Annotated in this window: 18 protein-coding genes and 1 pseudogene; 14 read left to right on the top strand and 5 right to left on the bottom strand. The window is 53.0% G+C overall.

Going from position 1 to position 18135, the window contains the following annotated elements; all coding sequences use genetic code 11:
• The first annotated feature begins 1 nt into the window (after position 1).
• From PM3016_RS37285 to PM3016_RS11115, 10 genes are all read left to right on the top strand, one after another.
• Positions 2-175 carry a hypothetical protein gene (locus tag PM3016_RS37285; RefSeq protein WP_081473164.1) on the top strand — a complete coding sequence of 58 codons (174 nt, stop codon included), beginning with the start codon at positions 2-4 and terminating at the stop codon, positions 173-175.
• Between the two features lie 69 nt (positions 176-244).
• Positions 245-823, top strand: coding sequence for a TetR/AcrR family transcriptional regulator (locus tag PM3016_RS11075; RefSeq protein WP_013915646.1), 579 nt, complete (start codon positions 245-247; stop codon positions 821-823).
• 70 nt (positions 824-893) lie between these two features.
• Entirely contained in the window at positions 894-1454 is a 561-nt protein-coding gene (locus tag PM3016_RS11080) for an NAD(P)H-dependent oxidoreductase (protein ID WP_013915647.1), read from the top strand.
• Positions 1455-1485: 31 nt separating this feature from the next.
• Positions 1486-2196, top strand: a complete 711-nt coding sequence (locus PM3016_RS11085; RefSeq protein WP_014369500.1) for an SDR family oxidoreductase — start codon at positions 1486-1488, stop codon at positions 2194-2196.
• Positions 2197-2393: 197 nt separating this feature from the next.
• On the top strand, positions 2394-3086 hold the full coding sequence (locus PM3016_RS11090) for an ankyrin repeat domain-containing protein (protein WP_187298008.1): 693 nt from the start codon (positions 2394-2396) through the stop codon (positions 3084-3086).
• A 180-nt stretch (positions 3087-3266) separates the two neighbouring features.
• On the top strand, positions 3267-4304 hold the full coding sequence (locus PM3016_RS11095; RefSeq protein ID WP_013915650.1) for a helix-turn-helix domain-containing protein: 1038 nt from the start codon (positions 3267-3269) through the stop codon (positions 4302-4304).
• 50 nt (positions 4305-4354) lie between these two features.
• Positions 4355-5149, top strand: coding sequence for an SDR family NAD(P)-dependent oxidoreductase (locus PM3016_RS11100; RefSeq protein ID WP_014369502.1), 795 nt, complete (start codon positions 4355-4357; stop codon positions 5147-5149).
• Positions 5150-5387: 238 nt separating this feature from the next.
• Positions 5388-7643: an ATP-binding cassette domain-containing protein gene (locus PM3016_RS11105; RefSeq protein ID WP_014369503.1), complete on the top strand. Its 2256-nt coding sequence runs from the start codon at positions 5388-5390 to the stop codon at positions 7641-7643.
• A 138-nt stretch (positions 7644-7781) separates the two neighbouring features.
• Entirely contained in the window at positions 7782-8279 is a 498-nt protein-coding gene (locus PM3016_RS11110) for a DinB family protein (protein WP_014369504.1), read from the top strand.
• A 244-nt stretch (positions 8280-8523) separates the two neighbouring features.
• Entirely contained in the window at positions 8524-9201 is a 678-nt protein-coding gene (locus tag PM3016_RS11115) for an alpha/beta hydrolase (protein WP_014369505.1), read from the top strand.
• Here the strand turns inward: PM3016_RS11115 and PM3016_RS37290 are convergent.
• Positions 9113-10408, bottom strand: a complete 1296-nt coding sequence (locus tag PM3016_RS37290; RefSeq protein ID WP_187298009.1) for a helix-turn-helix domain-containing protein — start codon at positions 10406-10408, stop codon at positions 9113-9115. The genes PM3016_RS11115 and PM3016_RS37290 overlap by 89 nt on opposite strands.
• Positions 10409-10576: 168 nt before the next feature.
• On the opposite strand from PM3016_RS37290, the gene PM3016_RS38580 reads away from it, so the two are divergent.
• Positions 10577-10822 (top strand): hypothetical protein, encoded by a 246-nt coding sequence (locus tag PM3016_RS38580; RefSeq protein WP_187298010.1) that lies wholly within the window; start codon positions 10577-10579, stop codon positions 10820-10822.
• A gap of 147 nt (positions 10823-10969) precedes the next feature.
• On the opposite strand, the gene PM3016_RS11130 is transcribed toward PM3016_RS38580, so the two are convergent.
• The 4 genes from PM3016_RS11130 to PM3016_RS11145 are packed head-to-tail and all read right to left on the bottom strand — an operon-like array spanning position 10970 to position 14620.
• Positions 10970-11545: a nitroreductase family protein gene (locus tag PM3016_RS11130; protein WP_014369507.1), complete on the bottom strand. Its 576-nt coding sequence runs from the start codon at positions 11543-11545 to the stop codon at positions 10970-10972.
• A 13-nt stretch (positions 11546-11558) separates the two neighbouring features.
• Positions 11559-12602, bottom strand: coding sequence for a FecCD family ABC transporter permease (locus tag PM3016_RS11135; protein ID WP_014369508.1), 1044 nt, complete (start codon positions 12600-12602; stop codon positions 11559-11561).
• On the bottom strand, positions 12599-13600 hold the full coding sequence (locus PM3016_RS11140; protein WP_014369509.1) for a FecCD family ABC transporter permease: 1002 nt from the start codon (positions 13598-13600) through the stop codon (positions 12599-12601). Before PM3016_RS11140 ends, PM3016_RS11135 begins: the two co-directional genes overlap by 4 nt.
• A gap of 27 nt (positions 13601-13627) precedes the next feature.
• Positions 13628-14620, bottom strand: coding sequence for an ABC transporter substrate-binding protein (locus tag PM3016_RS11145; protein WP_014369510.1), 993 nt, complete (start codon positions 14618-14620; stop codon positions 13628-13630).
• 222 nt (positions 14621-14842) lie between these two features.
• Here PM3016_RS11145 and PM3016_RS11150 point away from each other — a divergent pair, with 222 nt between their 5' ends.
• From PM3016_RS11150 to PM3016_RS11160, 3 genes and pseudogenes are all read left to right on the top strand, one after another.
• Positions 14843-15292 carry a hypothetical protein gene (locus PM3016_RS11150; protein ID WP_014369511.1) on the top strand — a complete coding sequence of 150 codons (450 nt, stop codon included), beginning with the start codon at positions 14843-14845 and terminating at the stop codon, positions 15290-15292.
• Between the two features lie 475 nt (positions 15293-15767).
• Positions 15768-16661: a myo-inosose-2 dehydratase gene (gene iolE, locus PM3016_RS11155; protein WP_014369512.1), complete on the top strand. Its 894-nt coding sequence runs from the start codon at positions 15768-15770 to the stop codon at positions 16659-16661.
• A gap of 25 nt (positions 16662-16686) precedes the next feature.
• Positions 16687-18125: pseudogene (locus PM3016_RS11160) on the top strand (sugar porter family MFS transporter).
• Positions 18126-18135 lie beyond the last annotated feature (10 nt).

An 18135-nucleotide genomic window follows, 5' to 3' on the forward strand; every position in this document is an offset into this window, starting at 1 on the left:
ACTGACAGAGACGGAGGCTCTGAAATTGGGCTATACCGTCAAGACTACCAAATTACCTGTCACAGCTTCACCCCGGGCCCGCCAGCTGAAACAGACCGAGGGCCTTCTGAAAGCCGTAGTCGATGCCGAAACGGAGCAGCTGCTCGGGTTCACCATGTTCGGCGTCGAATCCTGAAGCAGGCTGCCGACTCTATTCTTTACCGGTCATTCCCAAAATGGTATGATGGTGTGGGAGGGAAGTACAATGGCCAGAAGCAAGGAATTTGAAGAAAATGCCGTCTTGGATAAAGCCATGAGGCTTTTCTGGGAGCAGGGATACGAGAAGACGTCGATGAGTGATCTTGTCGAGCATATGGGGATCCATCGCCGAAGCATTTACGATACATTTACAGACAAACGCACGTTGTTTCTTAAGGCGATGGACCGGTTCGAGAACCGTACCGACGCCAAACTGGCGGCAGGGGTCAAACAATCGCAGACAGCCAGGGAAGCACTCCAGTTCATCTTCGACTTCATGAGCAAGGGTGAAGAGGGTGCGCCGCTCGGATGCATGTTTGTAAATTCAGCTGTGGAATTGGCATGCCGAGATGAAGAGGTGGATGCCAAAGCTGTTGTTGCCTTCGAAAAGGTGGAGCAGCTGCTGGTGGAGGTTGTGTCCTGGGGACAGCGGAACGGCGAGTTCTCCGATCAGTATGAAGCGCAGGAGTTGGCCGAGTATCTGCATAACGCCTTAACGGGACTCAGAGTGATGGCCCGGACCTCGGTACCGAAGGAAAAGCTTCAGCGTATTTCCGTACTGACGATGGAAATTTTAGAGAAATAAACAGATACAAATTTTTTTGAGATATTTAGAACGGTCATTCCCGTATGGGTAAAACAAAGGAGCGAATGACATGAAAACATTGATTATTGTGGCCCACCCGGATTTGCAAAACTCCCGTATTAACCGGGCTTTGACCGACACCATGAGGGAGCAGCCGGATACGACGGTACATGATCTGTATGAGCTCTATAGAGATAGCAGCATTAATGTTCCCCAAGAACAGGCGCTGCTCGACAGCCATGACCGGATTATTTTTCAATACCCTCTCTATTGGTACAGCACACCTCCGCTTCTGAAGCAGTGGTTTGATGAGGTATTGGCATACGGTTGGGCGTTCGGCCCCGGCGGGGAGCACCTGTTGGGCAAGGAAATCGGCATTGCCATCTCAACGGCGGGGACCTCCGCATCGTATCAGCCGGGCGGCTACAATCTGTTTACGATTCGGGATATCGCGAAACCGGTGGAGGCGCTCGCCAACTACGTAAGTGCCCATTATCTGTCCCCTTTTGCCATCCATAATGCGCAGCATATTACGGATGAGCAGCTGGCCGAAAGCCAGGCCGCTTATGTGCAGCATCTGGAACGTGTACGTCATGTGAAGACAGCGGACTTGATCACGATGAACAAATAAAAAAACAACTATTCCTGAGGAGAAAATGAAAATGACAAACAAAATTGCATTGGTCACAGGGGCAAACAAAGGAATCGGGTATGAAGTCGCCAGACAGTTGGGGGAACAAGGCATCACCGTATTGGTCGCGGCACGCAACCAGTCGACGGCTGATGAAACGGCAGCTCAATTGCGCAGGATAGGTATGGATGCGGTTGGCGTAGAGCTGGACGTGACGAATGCGGAACATATCGCGGCTCTGTCCCAACGGATCCATAACACCTACGGCCGCTTGGATATCCTGGTTAACAATGCGGGGATTTGGGTGGAAAATGATGAGTACGAAGGGGATGCATTCCGCGATACGTTTGAGGTCAATACCTTCGGTCCTTACCATCTTACGGAAGCACTGCTGCCGCTGCTCCTGAAGAGCGAAGCCGGCCGCATTGTGAACCAGAGCAGCGCATTGGGCTCCATACAGTTCCTGCTCTCCAATGAGCTGGCACAGCGAATTGCCACCCCCGCGTATTCGGCATCCAAGGCAGCACTGAATATGCTTACGGCCTATTGGGCACAGCAAGCGCAAGGTACAAAACTCAAGGTCAATTCGGCGCATCCCGGCCTGGTCAAAACCCGGATGGGCGGGGAGAAAGCGGAGCTCTCAGCAGAGGATGGGGCGAAGACGGCCGTGCTTCTGGCTACTCTGCCTGAAGATGGTCCTACGGGCGGCTTCTACTACATGGATAGTCAGCTTCCATGGTAAACAGGAAGATCCGCAAGTATAGACCGGCGAACATCTAGTTCCTGACAAAGCCGCGTAACTGCGGCTTTTTTGGTTTGAGGGCGATACTTTCCAAAAGTTTAACCTTCCGTTTAGGTTTTGTTTATACATTGTTCGAGTATATTTTATCCTTATCCTGTATTCTAAACACAGCTGGAATCAAGAGGTGAATGAGAATCATGCCGAAGTGGCTGATGATCTGTATAGGATGTATATTCATCCTTCAGGGTTGTGCGTTAGTGGACAGAGGAGAAACTATGAAGACGGAGGGCCAGTATATGAACCATTCATTGCTTCAAGCTGCTGAACGTAAAGATGCGGATTCCGTACGAAGGCTGGTGAAAGAGGGCGCCGATGTGAACGTGCAGGACTCGAAGGGAAGGACCCCTGCGATGATCGCGACATACAACCATGATGTGGCAACGGTAAAGGTGCTCCTAGAGGCTGGCGCGGACGTCAACATTCAGGATCATATGAAAAATACTCCATTCTTATATGCTGGTGCAGAAGGCTATATCGAAATCTTAAAGCTGACGATTGACGCGGGGGCAGACCCGACCCTTACGAACCGGTTCGGAGGAACCGCATTAATCCCTGCTTCCGAACATGGCTATATCGATGTGATTGAAGAACTTCTTACCCGCACGGATATCGATGTAAATCATGTGAACCATCTTGGATGGACGGCGTTATTAGAAGCCATTATTCTGAATGATGGCGGGCCCAAACAGCAGCAGACGGTACAACTGCTCATCCATCACGGGGCGGATGTTTCGATTCCGGACCATGATAAGGTAACCCCTTTGCAGCACGCGAGAAAAAAAGGCTTTAAAGAAATAGAGCGAATCTTGATGGAGTCAGGAGCAAAGTAAGCTGCTCCGGTCCGTGGAGGAACAATAGCTTCATGGAGCATGAAGGGCAGCCGAGATCGATCGGCTGCTTTTTCCGCTTTATTGGGGGAGGGGGGACGGCGTATGATGATCGCCGCCGCGGCAGCTGCTCCCGTCTGCTATAATGGAGGGTAAGACGAATAAACAGGAGACCTAGAGGGTATGAGCTCTTATACATCGGACCGTATTAAATTGCCGCCAGGATTCTGGGCAGCATTACACCAATTAGGGATTGCTGCTCAAGACATAGCCCGTAAAGCACGGCTGCCGCACACCATGATTACTTCACCTACCGTTACCACCGACCAATATTTCGCGATCTGGCAGGCGTTTTCGGATCTTATCGGAGACACGGCACAAGGAATCATTAAGCTTGCGACCGTCTTTGAAACGGCAAAGTATCCTCCGACCGTCTTAGCGACTTACCATGCACGCGACTACCGTGATGCTCTTAACCGAATGGCGCGTTACAAGCAGCTGTGTCCCCCCGAACACCTGCGTATTACCGAGCAGGGCGAGTTCGCAGCGATCGAACTGGGATGGCTTCAGGAGCACCCCGGTCCGCCCCTGCTGGCAGGTATCACTCTGGCCTTTCTTCTGGAGCTTGGGCGGCGGGGTACGGGGCAGCCTTTGACTGCGCGGTTGGTCGAATTTTCGCACGCCATGGGTGATAGGCAGGCACTTGAAGCTTACTTCGGCTGTTCTGTCCGGATGGGGGCTGAATGCAGCCGGCTGATCCTGCATCGAAGTGATCTGGACCGTCCTTTTGTCTCGTTCAATGAAGAGCTGCTGGACATCCTGACCCCCGTTCTGGACCGATCGCTGGATGACCTGCAGGGCGGCCGCTCCCTTTCCGAGAATGTCAAACGGCTGATACAACGCAGTCTCCCAGAAGGGCCCGACATTCAGGTTGTCGCCAAGAAGCTGGGGATGAGCGATCGTACCTTGCAGCGCCGACTCCATGACGAGAATACGAGCTTCAAGCACCTGCTGACACAAGCTAAACGTGAGCAGGCACGAGCCTATTTGGCAGACCCCTCGCTGGATATCAAAGAGGTGGCTTTCTTGCTCGGATATGAAGACCAGAACTCCTTCTATCGTGCCTTCCGGCTCTGGGAAGGCGATACACCTTCAAATTGGCGTGTGAAACAAGAAGGTTGGCGCCGGATGCTAGTTACTGAACCATACGGACCAAGGTAAGATAATCCCTATCCGAAGAACAAGACTGCTAACGACTGGAGACATGCTGTATGGAGATGGGATTGAAAAATAAAGTGGCTCTCGTTACCGGATCAACCAAAGGGATAGGTAAAGCCATTGCGATTGAACTTGCTAGGGAAGGTGTAAATGTACTCATTAATGGACGAAATGACGAAGACGTAGAACGGACGGTAAAGGAGATAAAATCTGATTTTCCGACCACCTCTCCCCAGAATGCCGCAGCCGATCTCGTGGACCAGCAGCAAAGGGCTGCTCTGTTCGACAAATACCCCCACATTGATATTTTGGTGAACAATATGGGGATTTATGAAGTCATGCCCTATGAGGACGTTGACGATGAAGTATGGGAAAAGTACATTCGTACGAATGTGCTCGCTGCCAATGGATTGTCTAAATTTTATTTGCCCCGCATGCTGAAACATGACTATGGCCGTATTATATTTATTGCAAGTGAAGAAGCCGTGATGCCTTCCGGATTGATGCCTCAGTATGCTGTGACAAAATCGATGGTACTATCGCTGTCAAAAAGCCTGTCGAAATTAACAAGAGGAACAGAGGTTACAGTGAATTCCATCATGCCGGGACCAACCCTTACTGAAAATGTACACCGGATTATCGATGGGATTTACCCCGGTGACGAGATGGCTTTTGCGGAAAAAGAGAAGAAGTTTATGGCTGCAAACCTGCCTCAATCTGAGCTGCAGCGATTTATCCAACCTGTTGAAATAGGCAGACTAACGGCATTTATGTGCAGTCCTTATGCCGGCGCATTCAAAGGTTCTCCTATCCGTATGGACGGGGGAATGATCCCCACCATTTATTAAAGACAATAACCAAAGCGTAATGAGAAGAGGGTGCAGAACGCCGGTACGGCAGCTGCTCCCTGTTCTCGTTGTGCTGACAGCCGGTTTGCGATCAATGAAGGATGGAATAAGCTTGTCTCGATCAACTCAATCGTAGAACAAAGCGGGTAGAAGTTCAGGCTGCCTCACTTTTGATGCACGATGAATGGTACAATGTGAATAGGAGTTAAAATTAACAGTATTAGGAAGGGTGGTATGCATGAGCGTATCCAATCAGGAGTATATCGTCATCTCGGGGGCGAGGGAAAACAATCTCAAGAACGTAACCCTGCGCATTCCCAAGCGGAAGATCACGATCTTCACCGGGGTATCGGGATCCGGCAAGTCATCGATCGTATTCGATACCATCGCCGCCGAATCACAGCGCCTGCTCAACGAAAACTTCAGCATGTTCGTCCGTACCTTTCTGCCGCGGTTTCCGCAGCCGGATGCAGACGCGATCGAGAACCTGAGCATGGCTGTCATTGTGGACCAGAAGCGGCTGGGCGGCGGTTCTCATTCCACGATGGGCACGATTACCGATATCTCTCCCATTCTCCGTCTCCTCTTCTCGCGTGCGGGTCAGCCCTATGTGGGACAAGCGCACATGTTCTCGTTTAACGATCCGCAAGGCATGTGCCCCGAGTGCAGCGGGATCGGTCGCAGACTGGGCGTCGATATGAGCAAGGCGCTGGACATGTCCAAGTCGCTCAATGAAGGGGCCATCCTGCTGCCGGATTATAAGGTGAACGGCTGGGATTGGAACATGGTCGTGCAGTCGGGTTCCTTCGATCCCGACAAGAAGCTGAGCGATTACTCGGATGAGGAATTAGAGCAGCTGCTGTACTCCAAGGCGAGGAAAGTGGAGATGGATTTTGCCGGGAAGGCAATGAATATTACGGTGGAAGGCATCATTGAGAAGTTCACCAACAAGTACATCAAGCAGGATGTGAAGACGAAGTCCGAGCGTACCCAAAAAGCGGTTGCGCCGTACATCACCGAAGGTCCCTGCTCCAGCTGCCGCGGCGCGAGACTCAGTCAGGCCGCGCTCAGCTGCAGGGTCAATGGATACAACATTGCGGAGCTCTCCTCCATGGAGGTCGGGCAGCTCATTCGCGTCATTCGGGAGATCGACGATCCTGTCGCCGCCCCGGTCGTGGGGGCGTTGACAGAGCGGCTGCAGCATCTGGTGGATATCGGGCTTGACTACTTGACGCTGGACCGTGAGACGGATACATTGTCCGGCGGCGAATCCCAACGAGTCAAGATGGTGAAGCATCTGAGCGGCAGCCTGGTGGATGTCACTTACATCTTCGATGAGCCCAGCGTGGGGCTGCATCCCCGGGATGTACACCGGTTAAATGGGCTGCTTCAGAAGCTGCGGGACAAGGGCAATACCGTGATCGTCGTCGAGCATGATCCCGATGTGATCAAGGTGGGGGACCATATTGTCGATGTCGGGCCGCACGCCGGCAGCCGCGGCGGTACCATCGTGTATGAAGGAAGCTTCGAAGGCCTGCTGGAGGCGGGGACGCTGACAGGCACCCATATGAAGCGGCCGCTTCAGCTGAAGCAGAATTGCAGGCAGCCATCCGGCAGACTGTCCATCAAGGATGCCGGGCTGCACAATCTGCGTAACGTGAGTGTAGATATTCCAACCGGCGTGCTCACCGTAGTTACGGGGGTTGCCGGCTCGGGCAAGAGTACGCTGATTAACGAAGTATTCCTCCGCCAGCATCCGGATGCGATCGTCATCGACCAATCGGCGGTAGGCGTGTCCACACGCTCGAATCCCGCAACCTACACGGGGATGATGGACGATGTACGCAAGGCGTTTGCTTCCGCGAATAAGGTGAACCAAGGCTTGTTCAGCTTCAATTCCAAGGGGGCTTGCGAGAACTGCCAAGGGCTGGGTGTCGTGTATACAGACCTCGCCTTCCTCGACAGCGTGAAGCTGCCATGCGAAGTATGCGGTGGCAGACGGTTCAAGGAAGAGGTGCTCGCGTATAAGCTGAACGGCAAGTCTATTGCCGAAGTGCTGGAGATGACGGTGGAGCAGGCATTGGAGTTTTTTGAACTGAAAGAGGTTGGGCGAAAGCTCCAGGCGATGAGTGATGTGGGGCTGAACTATATTACACTCGGCCAGCCGCTAAGCACGCTCTCGGGCGGGGAATGCCAGCGCATCAAGCTGGCAAGCGAGCTGCATAAGAAGGGCAGCATCTATGTGATGGACGAGCCGACGACCGGCCTGCATATGTCAGATATAGGTCATCTCTTGGGCATCATGAACCGCCTCGTGGATGCCGGCAATACGGTGATCGTCATCGAACACAACCTGGATGTGATCAGCCAAGCGGATTGGATCATCGATATGGGACCGGACGGAGGGAGCAAGGGCGGTCAGGTGGTATTCGAGGGCACACCCGCGCAGATCATCCATGCGGAGCAGTCGATCACGGGTAGATACTTGAGGTAAGGCATCCGATCCACTCTTGTGAGGGGGCAGTTCGCTGTGAGGCCGCTGCTCCCTCTCTTCAAATTCATGGACAGAAAACTTACAATATATGCTAGTATAGAAAAGGGTACATCCCATATCAGGGAGGAGAGGGAATCTGTGGTAAAACAATTGATCATCGGAGACGCCATGCATGAACTGGCCAGTACGCGCCGCATTCTGGAGCGCTTGCCCGAAGAGCAGATGACTTGGAAGCCGCACGTAAAATCGATGACGCTGGGCGGGCTGGCCACGCACCTGGTCAATCTGCTGAACTGGCAGGCAGCGATTTTTGCTTACACGGAATTTGATCTTTCGACCGTGCCTCTTCGGCGGGAGCCATTGGGGAGACGCGAAGACGTGCTGGAGGAATTCGACACGAACGTCGTCAAGCTTGAGAAGCTGTTAGCCGAATGCGACGAGACAACGCTCGGTGAGGAATGGACCTTGCGGAACGGCGACCATATCATCCTGCGCCAACCGCGGGCGATCGCGCTTCGCACCTTCGGATTAAGCCACATGGTCCACCACCGGGCGCAGCTCGGGGTTTATTTGCGGCTTCTCGATATTCCGGTGCCGGGCCTCTACGGTCCATCGGCCGACGACGAGGGCAAATGAACTAAGGGATTAACGGAAAGCGGTCGCACAATAACCGGGGGAGCAGATCGCCGCGCGGCAGCTGCTCCCCTTCTTATGGTATAAAGCAGCGCCTGAAGCAGCTTAAGCAGTCAAGGCCGGCGGCCGCTGGTGATGATCAGCATAGACCGGCCTTAAACGTGTTTAAACCGGCAAACCAAGCAGTTTATGAAAAGGACTTGGATCGTAAGGTACTCTGGAGGAGTTCAAGTACCAGACGGAGTACGTGAACAATAACGGGAACTACTCGGCCTCCGATCTGGAAGGCATGGGGCAAGGGGGATATCCCTACTTTGCTTATGCTGCAGTGTATCTTCCCTATAATTACAGCCGGGACGGCAAGCCTTTCAAGGTCATGTACCTGTCCCACGGGGCTGGCAACCCTGCCAGCGAGCACTCCTGGACGGGCAAAGGCGTGATCCAGAACCAGATGGACAACATGATCGCATCCGGCGGCAGCGAGCCTTTCGTCGTCGTCAGCATTGACAATTACGCCACGGGCTGGAATGGGGATAATTTCCTGAACGTACTCGTTCCTGCGATTGAGGCCAAATATAATGTGAGCCGGGACCCGGCGGACCGCGCGGTGGTGGGCTTCTCCAGGGGCGCTTACTTCACCCACGACGTAATGAAGACGGGCCCGGATTTCGCTGACAGCTACGGCCTGTTCAGTGCCTATCTGCCCGACTCCACCATGGCGGCGGACTACACCGCCCTGTCCGGCAAGAGCATCTACATCGGCGTTGGAATCTTCGATGAGTATTATTGGGGTACGCTGAACATTCAAAAGGCGCTGGCCAAGGACGGCGTATCTTTCAGCTCCCATCTCCTGAATGCCGGCCATGACTGGTATGTCTGGCGCCTGCTTTACAACGATCTGGTGAGCAAAATCCTGTGGAAGTAATTCTGGTTTCGTTTGGAGAAGGTTTTTCATGAAGCAAACGTGGCTGGTCCCGAAGATCCGCGGAAACGGATGGAGGCAGCAGCAGTTCATCCATGATCTGATTTTGCCCGATCGGGGTCCAGCTTAAAGCGATCCAATTCGCTATGATTCGAATCCGACCGCTGCGGTACGCGTGCATCCCGCACCAGGAAGGGCTTGCTTGCAATTGCGAGAGCACTTCTTCATCGTATCTAGGTGGATAATGCTTAAATATAAATAAGTGGTCCGTCTCGAACGGGGCCAGGTTCGTCAGAGGGAACTCCTTGACCTGCTCCTTGATCGGCACGGCGCTTCCGGGCTTAAGTCCCAGCTCCGTGTACAGCAGCTCGTTCACAGGATGGCCCGATGAGCCCTGCACTCTGATTTTGTCGGGGTACAGACGCAGGAGGGATATCGTTTCATGGCCGTAGCTGTCGGATAGCAGGTGACGGGCATAGCTTACCTTCTGTTCCAGCTGGGTGAAGTTTTGCTGTGCTTCTTTTTCGCGGCCAATCAATTCCGCGATTCTGCGGTGATTTTTGCGCCAATCCACCGTGAATTCGAGCATGACCGTAGGTGCGATCTGCTTCAATTGCTCGTAGAAGGGCATATGCCGGAAATCGGCGAGGATCAGGTCCGGGCTGGCTTGCCGCAAGGCGTTCAGCTGGGTTTGAACAAGCCGCTTATGCTCAGACTCGCTTTGCTCGGCATAGTTGTACCCGTTCATTTCCGCCACGGCTTCCACACCCAAGGCAAGCAGGTTATCCTGGTAACGGAAACAAGTCGCTACCGCTACCCTCAACTGTTTTCGCCGCACATATAGGGTTGGAGTAATGCCGGTTTCCCGCTTAAACATACGGCTGAAGTAAAATTCGTTGCCGAAGCCTACTTGTCCGGAAACCTCCTTAATCGAGCAATCCGGTCTGAGCAGCTGCTTCGAGCAGTCAATCCGGATTCGATTCAGGTATTCCACCGGGGACACGCCTTTTTCTTTTTTGAAGCTTCTGGAATAGGAGGTTTGCGTCAATCCCGCGATATGGGAAAGCGTATCCAGCTTCACTTTTTCACGGAAATGCTTGTACATATACTGGATGCTTTGGTCAATTCCCTTGCTCGCTTCCTCTATGCGGTGCTCTTCCGGAGCAGGCTGCAGGAAGCTGTGGAGGAGGCTCTGGAATGCAAGCCGCATCTCTGCTGGATGGACTGAAGGCGATCGACTATCTTCATATAACCGCCGGGTTTCTTCAACGATGGATTGGCCTGTCGTGATGTGCAGCCTGCCGTGGGGAAGCAGGGAGGCGTCCTCATCCGTACGGGAGGCGGTCCAGCTCTCTTTCTGCCTGGAAACCGTTATACGGTGGAGCAGCAGAAGATAGCATTCCACATAGGCGGATTCCAGGATCGCTTCCAGCCTCATCTTCGGATCAAGATAGAATGCTTCCCCTGTCTGCAGGGGAAACACCTCATGGTCGATGCGAAGCAGGCCTTTGCCCTGAATCACGACGCATATAAGCTCTCCCGGGAGCTTAGGATACGGCAGCATGCTGCTGCGCAGAAATTTGCGTTTATGTATAGAAGAGAGGAGAATAAGAGGATATTTTGAGGCACGACCTGGACTTGGCAGCATAGCCGCCTTCACCTTCCTTACCCAATGCGAATAACGAACGTTGAGAATCATTATCAACGTTCGTTATCAGTATAAACCTATATACGAGGTTTGGGAAGGGAGGGCGGCAGCCAGGCGCCTGATCTACTCCTCAATAACGGTCAGCAGCTCCTCGGCAGGCGTACGCTGCTGCACAGGCGGGACGATATCTGGATAGCCGATGTGGAGAATGCCGACGATTTTTTCCCCGGCCTTTACACCGACGTCATGGCGGAAGCGCGGATCGTAGCCGAAGTTGTTGGTTTTCCATACGACACCCAGGCCTTGCTCCCACGCGGCAAGCTGGAAGTTCTGAATCAGACTGCAGACGGCGGCATAATCCTCATCCCACACCTTCTGGCGGGGATCTTCTTTCATGACTATGATGAGATGCGCCGGCACGGCCTGGTAATACTCCATTTTCTTTCGGCCGTACTTTTCTTTATCCTCTGCGGAGTAGGTTTGTACCATGGCCTTCGCAAAGGTCGTCCGTCCTTCGCCTTGAAACAGGATAAATCTCCACGGCTGTCTGTTCAGATGATTGGGAGCCCATACCGCGACGTTCAGCAGCTCTAGAAGCAGGCTTCTCGAGACCGGATCGCTTTTGAACGAGCGGATCGTTCTTCTCGCTTTGATCAGCTCCGCTATCGGGCCATCAAGCTTGGTTTCCATGAAATTCATAACAGGTCGCCTCCTAAGCGGAATTTCGTTTGGTATACAGCAGATAAATAAAGAACGGGGCTCCCACCGCAGAGGTGAGCACGCCTACCGGGACATCCAGGGGCAGGAACAGCGTCCTGCCGGCAAGGTCCGCCACCATAACGATAAGGGCCCCGAGAAGCACCGAGACGGTAAACACGCTGTCGAAGCTGGGGCCAACAAGCTTGCGGGCCATATGCGGTGCTATGAGTCCGACGAATCCTATGCCGCCTGCGACAGAAACGGCGGAGCCTGCGAGAGCCACGCTGATCAAAAGCAGCAGGAGCCGATTTCGTTCCACCGAGCTGCCGGCGCTCGTTGCAATATCGTCCCCGAGCTGCCCGATATTGACATGCCGGGCAAGCAGGAGGGACAGCGGAATAAGAGTTACGCTCCAGGGCAGAATGGTCAGCACGTTCTCCCAATTGGCGGCATATACCGAGCCGGTCAGCCATAAATACGCCTGGCCGGCATCGTTCTTGGGGCTGAATAGGATCATCATGGTTGTGGCTGCCGTGGTTAACGCGGCCATGCCGATGCCGACGAGGATGAGACGGATCGGGGTTACGCCCTTTTTCCAGGCCAGCAGGTACAGAGCCGTGGAGGCGGCCAAAGCTCCGAGCATAGCCGCCACCGGCAGCAAGCGTATACTGACATGGCCGGCCATATAGGTAAGAAAGGTGACTGCCGCAGCGGAAGCGCCGCCGGTTACCCCAATCATGTCCGGCGAAGCGAGCGGGTTGCGGACCATTCCCTGCAGAATCGCGCCTGACGCGGCTAACGATGCGCCAACCATGACGGCTGCAAGAATACGCGGCAGTCTGAGCTGCTGAACAACCATGATATACGACTCCGCGCCCGTTCCCCCTATCGCCCGGATGACATCCGGAGGAGAAATGTACATATCCCCGAGCCCGGTGCTTACGATCGCGATCACGATGCCGAGCAGGAGCAGGACGAGCGAGAGGATCACGGTTTTCTTGTGAATCAAGATGGACCAGCTGCCCTGCTGTGAGCGCAAGAGGATGTAGGATTTCATGTTTTTACAATCCCCTTTCGCGCGATATACATAAAGAACGGGGCGCCGACCGCAGCCGTCATCACGCCGACCGGCACCTCCTCGGGAATCATGATGAACCGCGCGGCCAGATCGGCCAAGATGAGCAGAACCGCACCAAGCACCGCACAATAAGGAATCACCCAACGGAGATCAATGCCGACGATAAACCTGGCGGCATGCGGGATGACAATGCCGATAAAGCCGATCGGGCCGGCCACGGATACCGAGGACCCGGCAAGGATCACGATAATGACACCCGTTACGATTTTCAGCAGGAAGGTCCGCTGTCCCAGACCCTTGGCCGTGTCTTCGCCCATCATCAGAACGTTCAAGTCCCGGGCGACGATCCAGGCCGCTATCCAGCTCATCACGATATACGGAATGACGATGCGCAGCATTTCGGGTGAACGGCCTGCTACCGTTCCTGTCAGCCAATACAGCACGGTGCTGAGGCCCTCGCTGTTCAAAACAAGGATCGCTTGGGTGAAGGAGGCGAAGAGGGCCGTCATAGCGGCACCTGCCAGCACCAGCTTCAGGGGTGTGAGTCCGTCACGTCCGACGGAGCCGAGCGCGTAGACAATCACCGCCCCGAATGCGGCGCCGGCGAAGGCCAGCCACATCAGCGTCTGCATGGAAGACACGGAGAAGGCGATGGCCGCCAGCACCACAATAAAGCTCGCGCCCGCATTGATCCCAAGCGTGCCGGGCGAAGCGAGCGGATTGCGGGTCAAGGTTTGCATGAGCGCTCCTGCAATGGCCAGACTTGCTCCTATGACAGCGGCAATCAGAGCTCTGGGTATTCGGGTTGTCCTGATAATGATCTGCTCGTTCACCGTCTCATCGTAGTGAAAGGCCGCTTGCCACGCAACCGGTACGCTGTAATGAGTCGCCCCGAATAACAAACTAGCCGCTATACACAACAGCAAAGCGATGCAGCCCGCCAGAAGTCCTGCAGACTTCCATACATTCGAATTCATTCCCATCCAGTCCTTCGTCCAGTCTGCTTACTTGATTTCGAAATACTTGTAAAGGTCATCCAGTAATGCCTGAGCGGCTAAAGCGCCTGCGCTCAAATTCCAGGTCACGACGTCCACTTTGAAATACTTTCCGTTTTTGACACCCTCTAAATTTTTCCATAACGGATGTGAAGTCCAGTCGTTCTGCGTCTGCGCCTTTCCCGGAGCATCCGCGTTCAGTTGGGTAATGTCGAAGATATAGTCGCCGTCGAGCTGCGCCATCTGCTCCTTCGAGGTCAGGTTGATGACCGTCTTGCCTTCTACCTGCTGAGACTTCGGACGGGAGAGACCCAGTTCCTTAAAGATCGTTCCGGCAAACCCGGTCACATAGATCCGGGAGCTGCCATCCTCCTCGAACCGCATAATCGAAATCTCCGTTTGGCCCAGCTTGTCGCCGACCTTTTGCTTGAATTCAGCAACGCGCCGGTCCCAATTCTTTATGATTTGCTCCGCCTCTTTCTCCTTGTACAGCGCCTCAGAGCTGATCTTCAGATTTTCCTTCCAGTTGAAAAGATCTTCCGTGATGAGGGTAGGCGCAATGCTGCTGAGCTGCGGATAGATTTTCTCATGACGCGATTTCGTTCCGATAATCAGGTCGGGCTTCAGAGCGATGATCGCCTCCAGATTGGGCTGCGCTTCGCTGCCCAGGTTTTGGACCCCGTCCATTTTATCCCGCAAAAAGGTATACCAGGGCTTTTGGTCCCATGACTCAACGGCGCCGACCGGCTTTACACCCAAGGCAAGCGCGTTGTCGACCATGCCGCTGAACAGCACGACTACGCGTTCCGGCTTTTTCTTCAGTGTAACGGTGCCTAATGCGTGCTTAATCGTTTTCTCCGCCTCGGCGGCAGGCTGCGCTGCTGCGGTCGTGCCGGCAGGAGCTGTGGCAGTACTGCCGTTGGTTCCTGTACTTGCAGTTGTGCCGCATGCCGTGATCACGCATAGGAGCAGCATAATCATCATCATTCGTAAAGCTTTCATTAAACGGCTTCCCCCTTAAGGCTCTCTATGATTGATATTGATAATTATTATCAATTATAGAAGTCACCCTTGCCGTTGTACATGTCCGATTATATCCGTTTTACACACCGATTTTGTCATGGTCATACTCACTTGATTCAAGGGCTTTGAAATAGATGCATAACATTCTAGGAAATGGAAGAAATTATGGTTATCCCGAAGGTAGAAGGAGCCTGACTTGCAATGAGCATTCAACAAATCATCACCATAAGCCTGCTGGTGGTACCGTGGTTAACCATTCTTTTTATGGATGAGCATGAACGGAGACGATTCATGCCGACAACCTTATTTACGGCAGTGACGAGTGGACTTATTTATGAATTTGGGATGATGCTTAACTTTTGGCATTTCGAAGAGGTAAGTTTTCCGCTTGTCATGTACGGATTACTTCCGATCATTGGCATGTGGGTCATCAGGTTTACATACGGACACTTCCTTAGGTTTATGGTGGTGAATGCCATCTTGGATTTAGGGTTTGCTTTTGTGCTCGCCCCTATGTTTGATTCCATAGGCATACTGGGTTCAAACCCCTATACCGGATTGTATATCTATACTATCAACATCTTTCATGCCGCATCCCTGTATGGCTACCAAGTTTGGCAGGAAGGGCATGGAGCGGCGAAGGCCCGATAACTTTCAGAAGGAACGTTATGGCGTCAAAACAAGCCTCCCATCCTTAGAAGATGCGGGGCTATTTTTATAGAACTTATAACTTGCTGCCGGGATGCAGCCGCGTTCATTGGCCCGGTTTCCTTCATCGAACCCTAAAAATGATCACAACAGTTTCAAGACTTAACCATTATTGCGGAGCGGATGAGCCATTATAAGCAGTATAACCGGGCTTATTAACCGAAATTGCGATTAACTATTTGGAAACGTTGGATTATTTTAATAAATGCGTTGACTGAAAGCGCATTTAATATTATGATGTAACCATACAGTTAATCAAAACATAATCATAACATTATCAAATAGGGTAAAGGAGCTGGTGGAACAGAAGTAAAGTTCAGCGCATTCTTGAACAGGAAGTAAACGGAGCCGTATGTTCGAGGAATGGGCATTAGTGAAAATGAAAGTGCTCTCAATGCAGGAAAAAAGGAGAAGGCAGATGAAAAACCAGGATATCTTATGGGGAATTGCTCCGATCGGCTGGCGTAATGATGACATTCCTGAGATTGGTGCCGAGAATACACTTCAGCACCTGTTAAGCGACATTGTGGTGGCCGGCTTTCAAGGTACGGAGGTGGGCGGCTTTTTCCCCGGCCCTCAAGCGTTAAACAAAGAGCTTGGACTCCGTAATTTGAGAGTGGCGGGTCAATGGTTCAGCAGTTTCATCATCCGTGACGGGATGGAGCATGTGCGCGAACGGTTCCACAGCCAATGCCGTTATTTGCAGGAGGTTCATGCAGACGTCATTGTCGTATCGGAGCAGACTTACAGTGTGCAGTGTCTGGATAAGAACGTGTTTACGGAGAAGCCCCATTTTTCAAAGGAAGAATGGGAGAGCTTATGTGCAGGTCTCGAAGAGCTGGGTCAAATTGCCGAATCCTACGGGCTGAAGCTGGTCTACCACCATCATATGGGGACAGGCGTCCAAACGGCGGAAGAAGTGGACCGACTGATGACGGGCACAGATCCGAGATACGTGCATCTGCTGTATGACACGGGACATATGTACGTTTCGGACGGTGATGTTCTGTCTCTGCTTCACACCCATATCGACCGGATCAGGCACGTTCATTTCAAAGATGTAAGAAGCGATGTGCTGGACGGCTGCAGGAAAGACGGGAAGTCCTTTTTGCAATCCTTTTTAAGCGGCATGTTTACGGTACCGGGTGACGGCTGCATCGATTTTACCGGGGTCTACGCTGCTCTGCTGGAGTACGATTATAAAGGCTGGATTGTGGTCGAGGCCGAACAGGACCCTGCCGTGGCGCATCCGCTGGAATACGCGCTGAAGGCCCGCCATTATATTGACGAAGCTTTGCTTGTGACTTCCTAAATAGCGAAGGGGGAAGGATATGAATATGGATGCAGCTCGAAAGTCCGTATTGAACCGTATCATTTTGATTTCAACTTTGGGCGGCCTTTTGTTCGGTTATGACACCGGAGTGATTAACGGGGCGCTTCCCTATATGTCCGCAGCCGATCAGCTCAATCTGACTTCGTTCACTCAGGGGCTCGTAGCCAGCTCGCTTCTGCTGGGCGCAGCGCTCGGGGCCGTGCTGGGGGGCGCTTGTCCGATTACCAGGGACGCCGGAAGAATATCATGTACCTCTCGTTACTGTTTTTTGTATCCACTCTCGGCTGCACCTTTGCGCCGAATGTCACGGTGATGGTGATTTCCCGATTCGTGCTCGGACTTGCCGTAGGAGGCGCTTCCGTAACGGTTCCGTCTTACCTGGCCGAAATTTCCCCTCCGGATCGGCGCGGACAGATTGTGACCAAGAACGAGCTGATGATTGTCTTCGGCCAGCTGCTGGCTTATATCTTCAACGCCATTCTTGGAACGACGTTAGGCGATGTGTCTCATGTGTGGAGGTACATGCTGATCATCTCGGCACTCCCGGCCGTATTCCTTTTTATCGGTATGTTCCGTGTCCCGGAAAGTCCCCGGTGGCTCATTTCCAAGCAAAAGCATGATAAGGCACTGGGAATATTGAACAAAATCCGGGAACAAAAACAGGCGGCAGCCGAACTGTCAGAGATCAAAGCCAACTTATCCCAAGAAGCGGATATCCGTAAAGCGGGATTTAAGGATTTGGGTATTCCATGGATCCGCCGGATTATGTTTATCGGCATAGGGATCGCCGTGGTTCAGCAGGTCACAGGTGTGAACTCCATCATGTACTACGGCACGGAAATTTTAAAGAATGCGGGTTTTGAAACCAAGGCAGCTCTGATCGGCAATATTGCCAACGGCGTCATCTCGGTGCTGGCCACGTTCGTCGGCATCTGGCTGCTGGAGAAAGTCGGCCGAAGGCCGATGCTGATGGTCGGTCTCGCCGGAACCACGTTCTCTCTCCTGTTAATCGCCATTTTCTCCGCTGTACTTGAGGGGTCAACTTCGCTGCCCTATGTGGTCCTGGCACTCACCATTACGTTCCTGGCATTCCAGCAGGGAGCCATATCCCCTGTAACCTGGTTGATGCTGTCGGAGATTTTCCCGCTGCGGCTGCGGGGATTGGGGATGGGGTTAACGGTATTCTGTCTCTGGATCGTAAACTTCGTCATCGGTCTGCTGTTCCCTGTACTGCTTGGGGGTGTCGGCCTGTCCGTAACCTTCTATATTTTTGTTGTCCTGGGTATATTCGCGATTCTGTTCGTCAAAATGTTCCTTCCGGAAACCAGAGGGCTGACCCTCGAACAGCTGGAGCAGCAGTTCCGGGATTACAAGAAAACTCCGCTGCCCGGCAGCTACTCCAATGAAGTGGACAGCTCGAAGAGCGAATTGAACTCGATTTGATGTAAGCGTT

Origin of the sequence: Paenibacillus mucilaginosus 3016 (assembly GCF_000250655.1) — a bacterium.
Lineage (GTDB): Bacteria > Bacillota > Bacilli > Paenibacillales > NBRC-103111 > Paenibacillus_G > Paenibacillus_G mucilaginosus.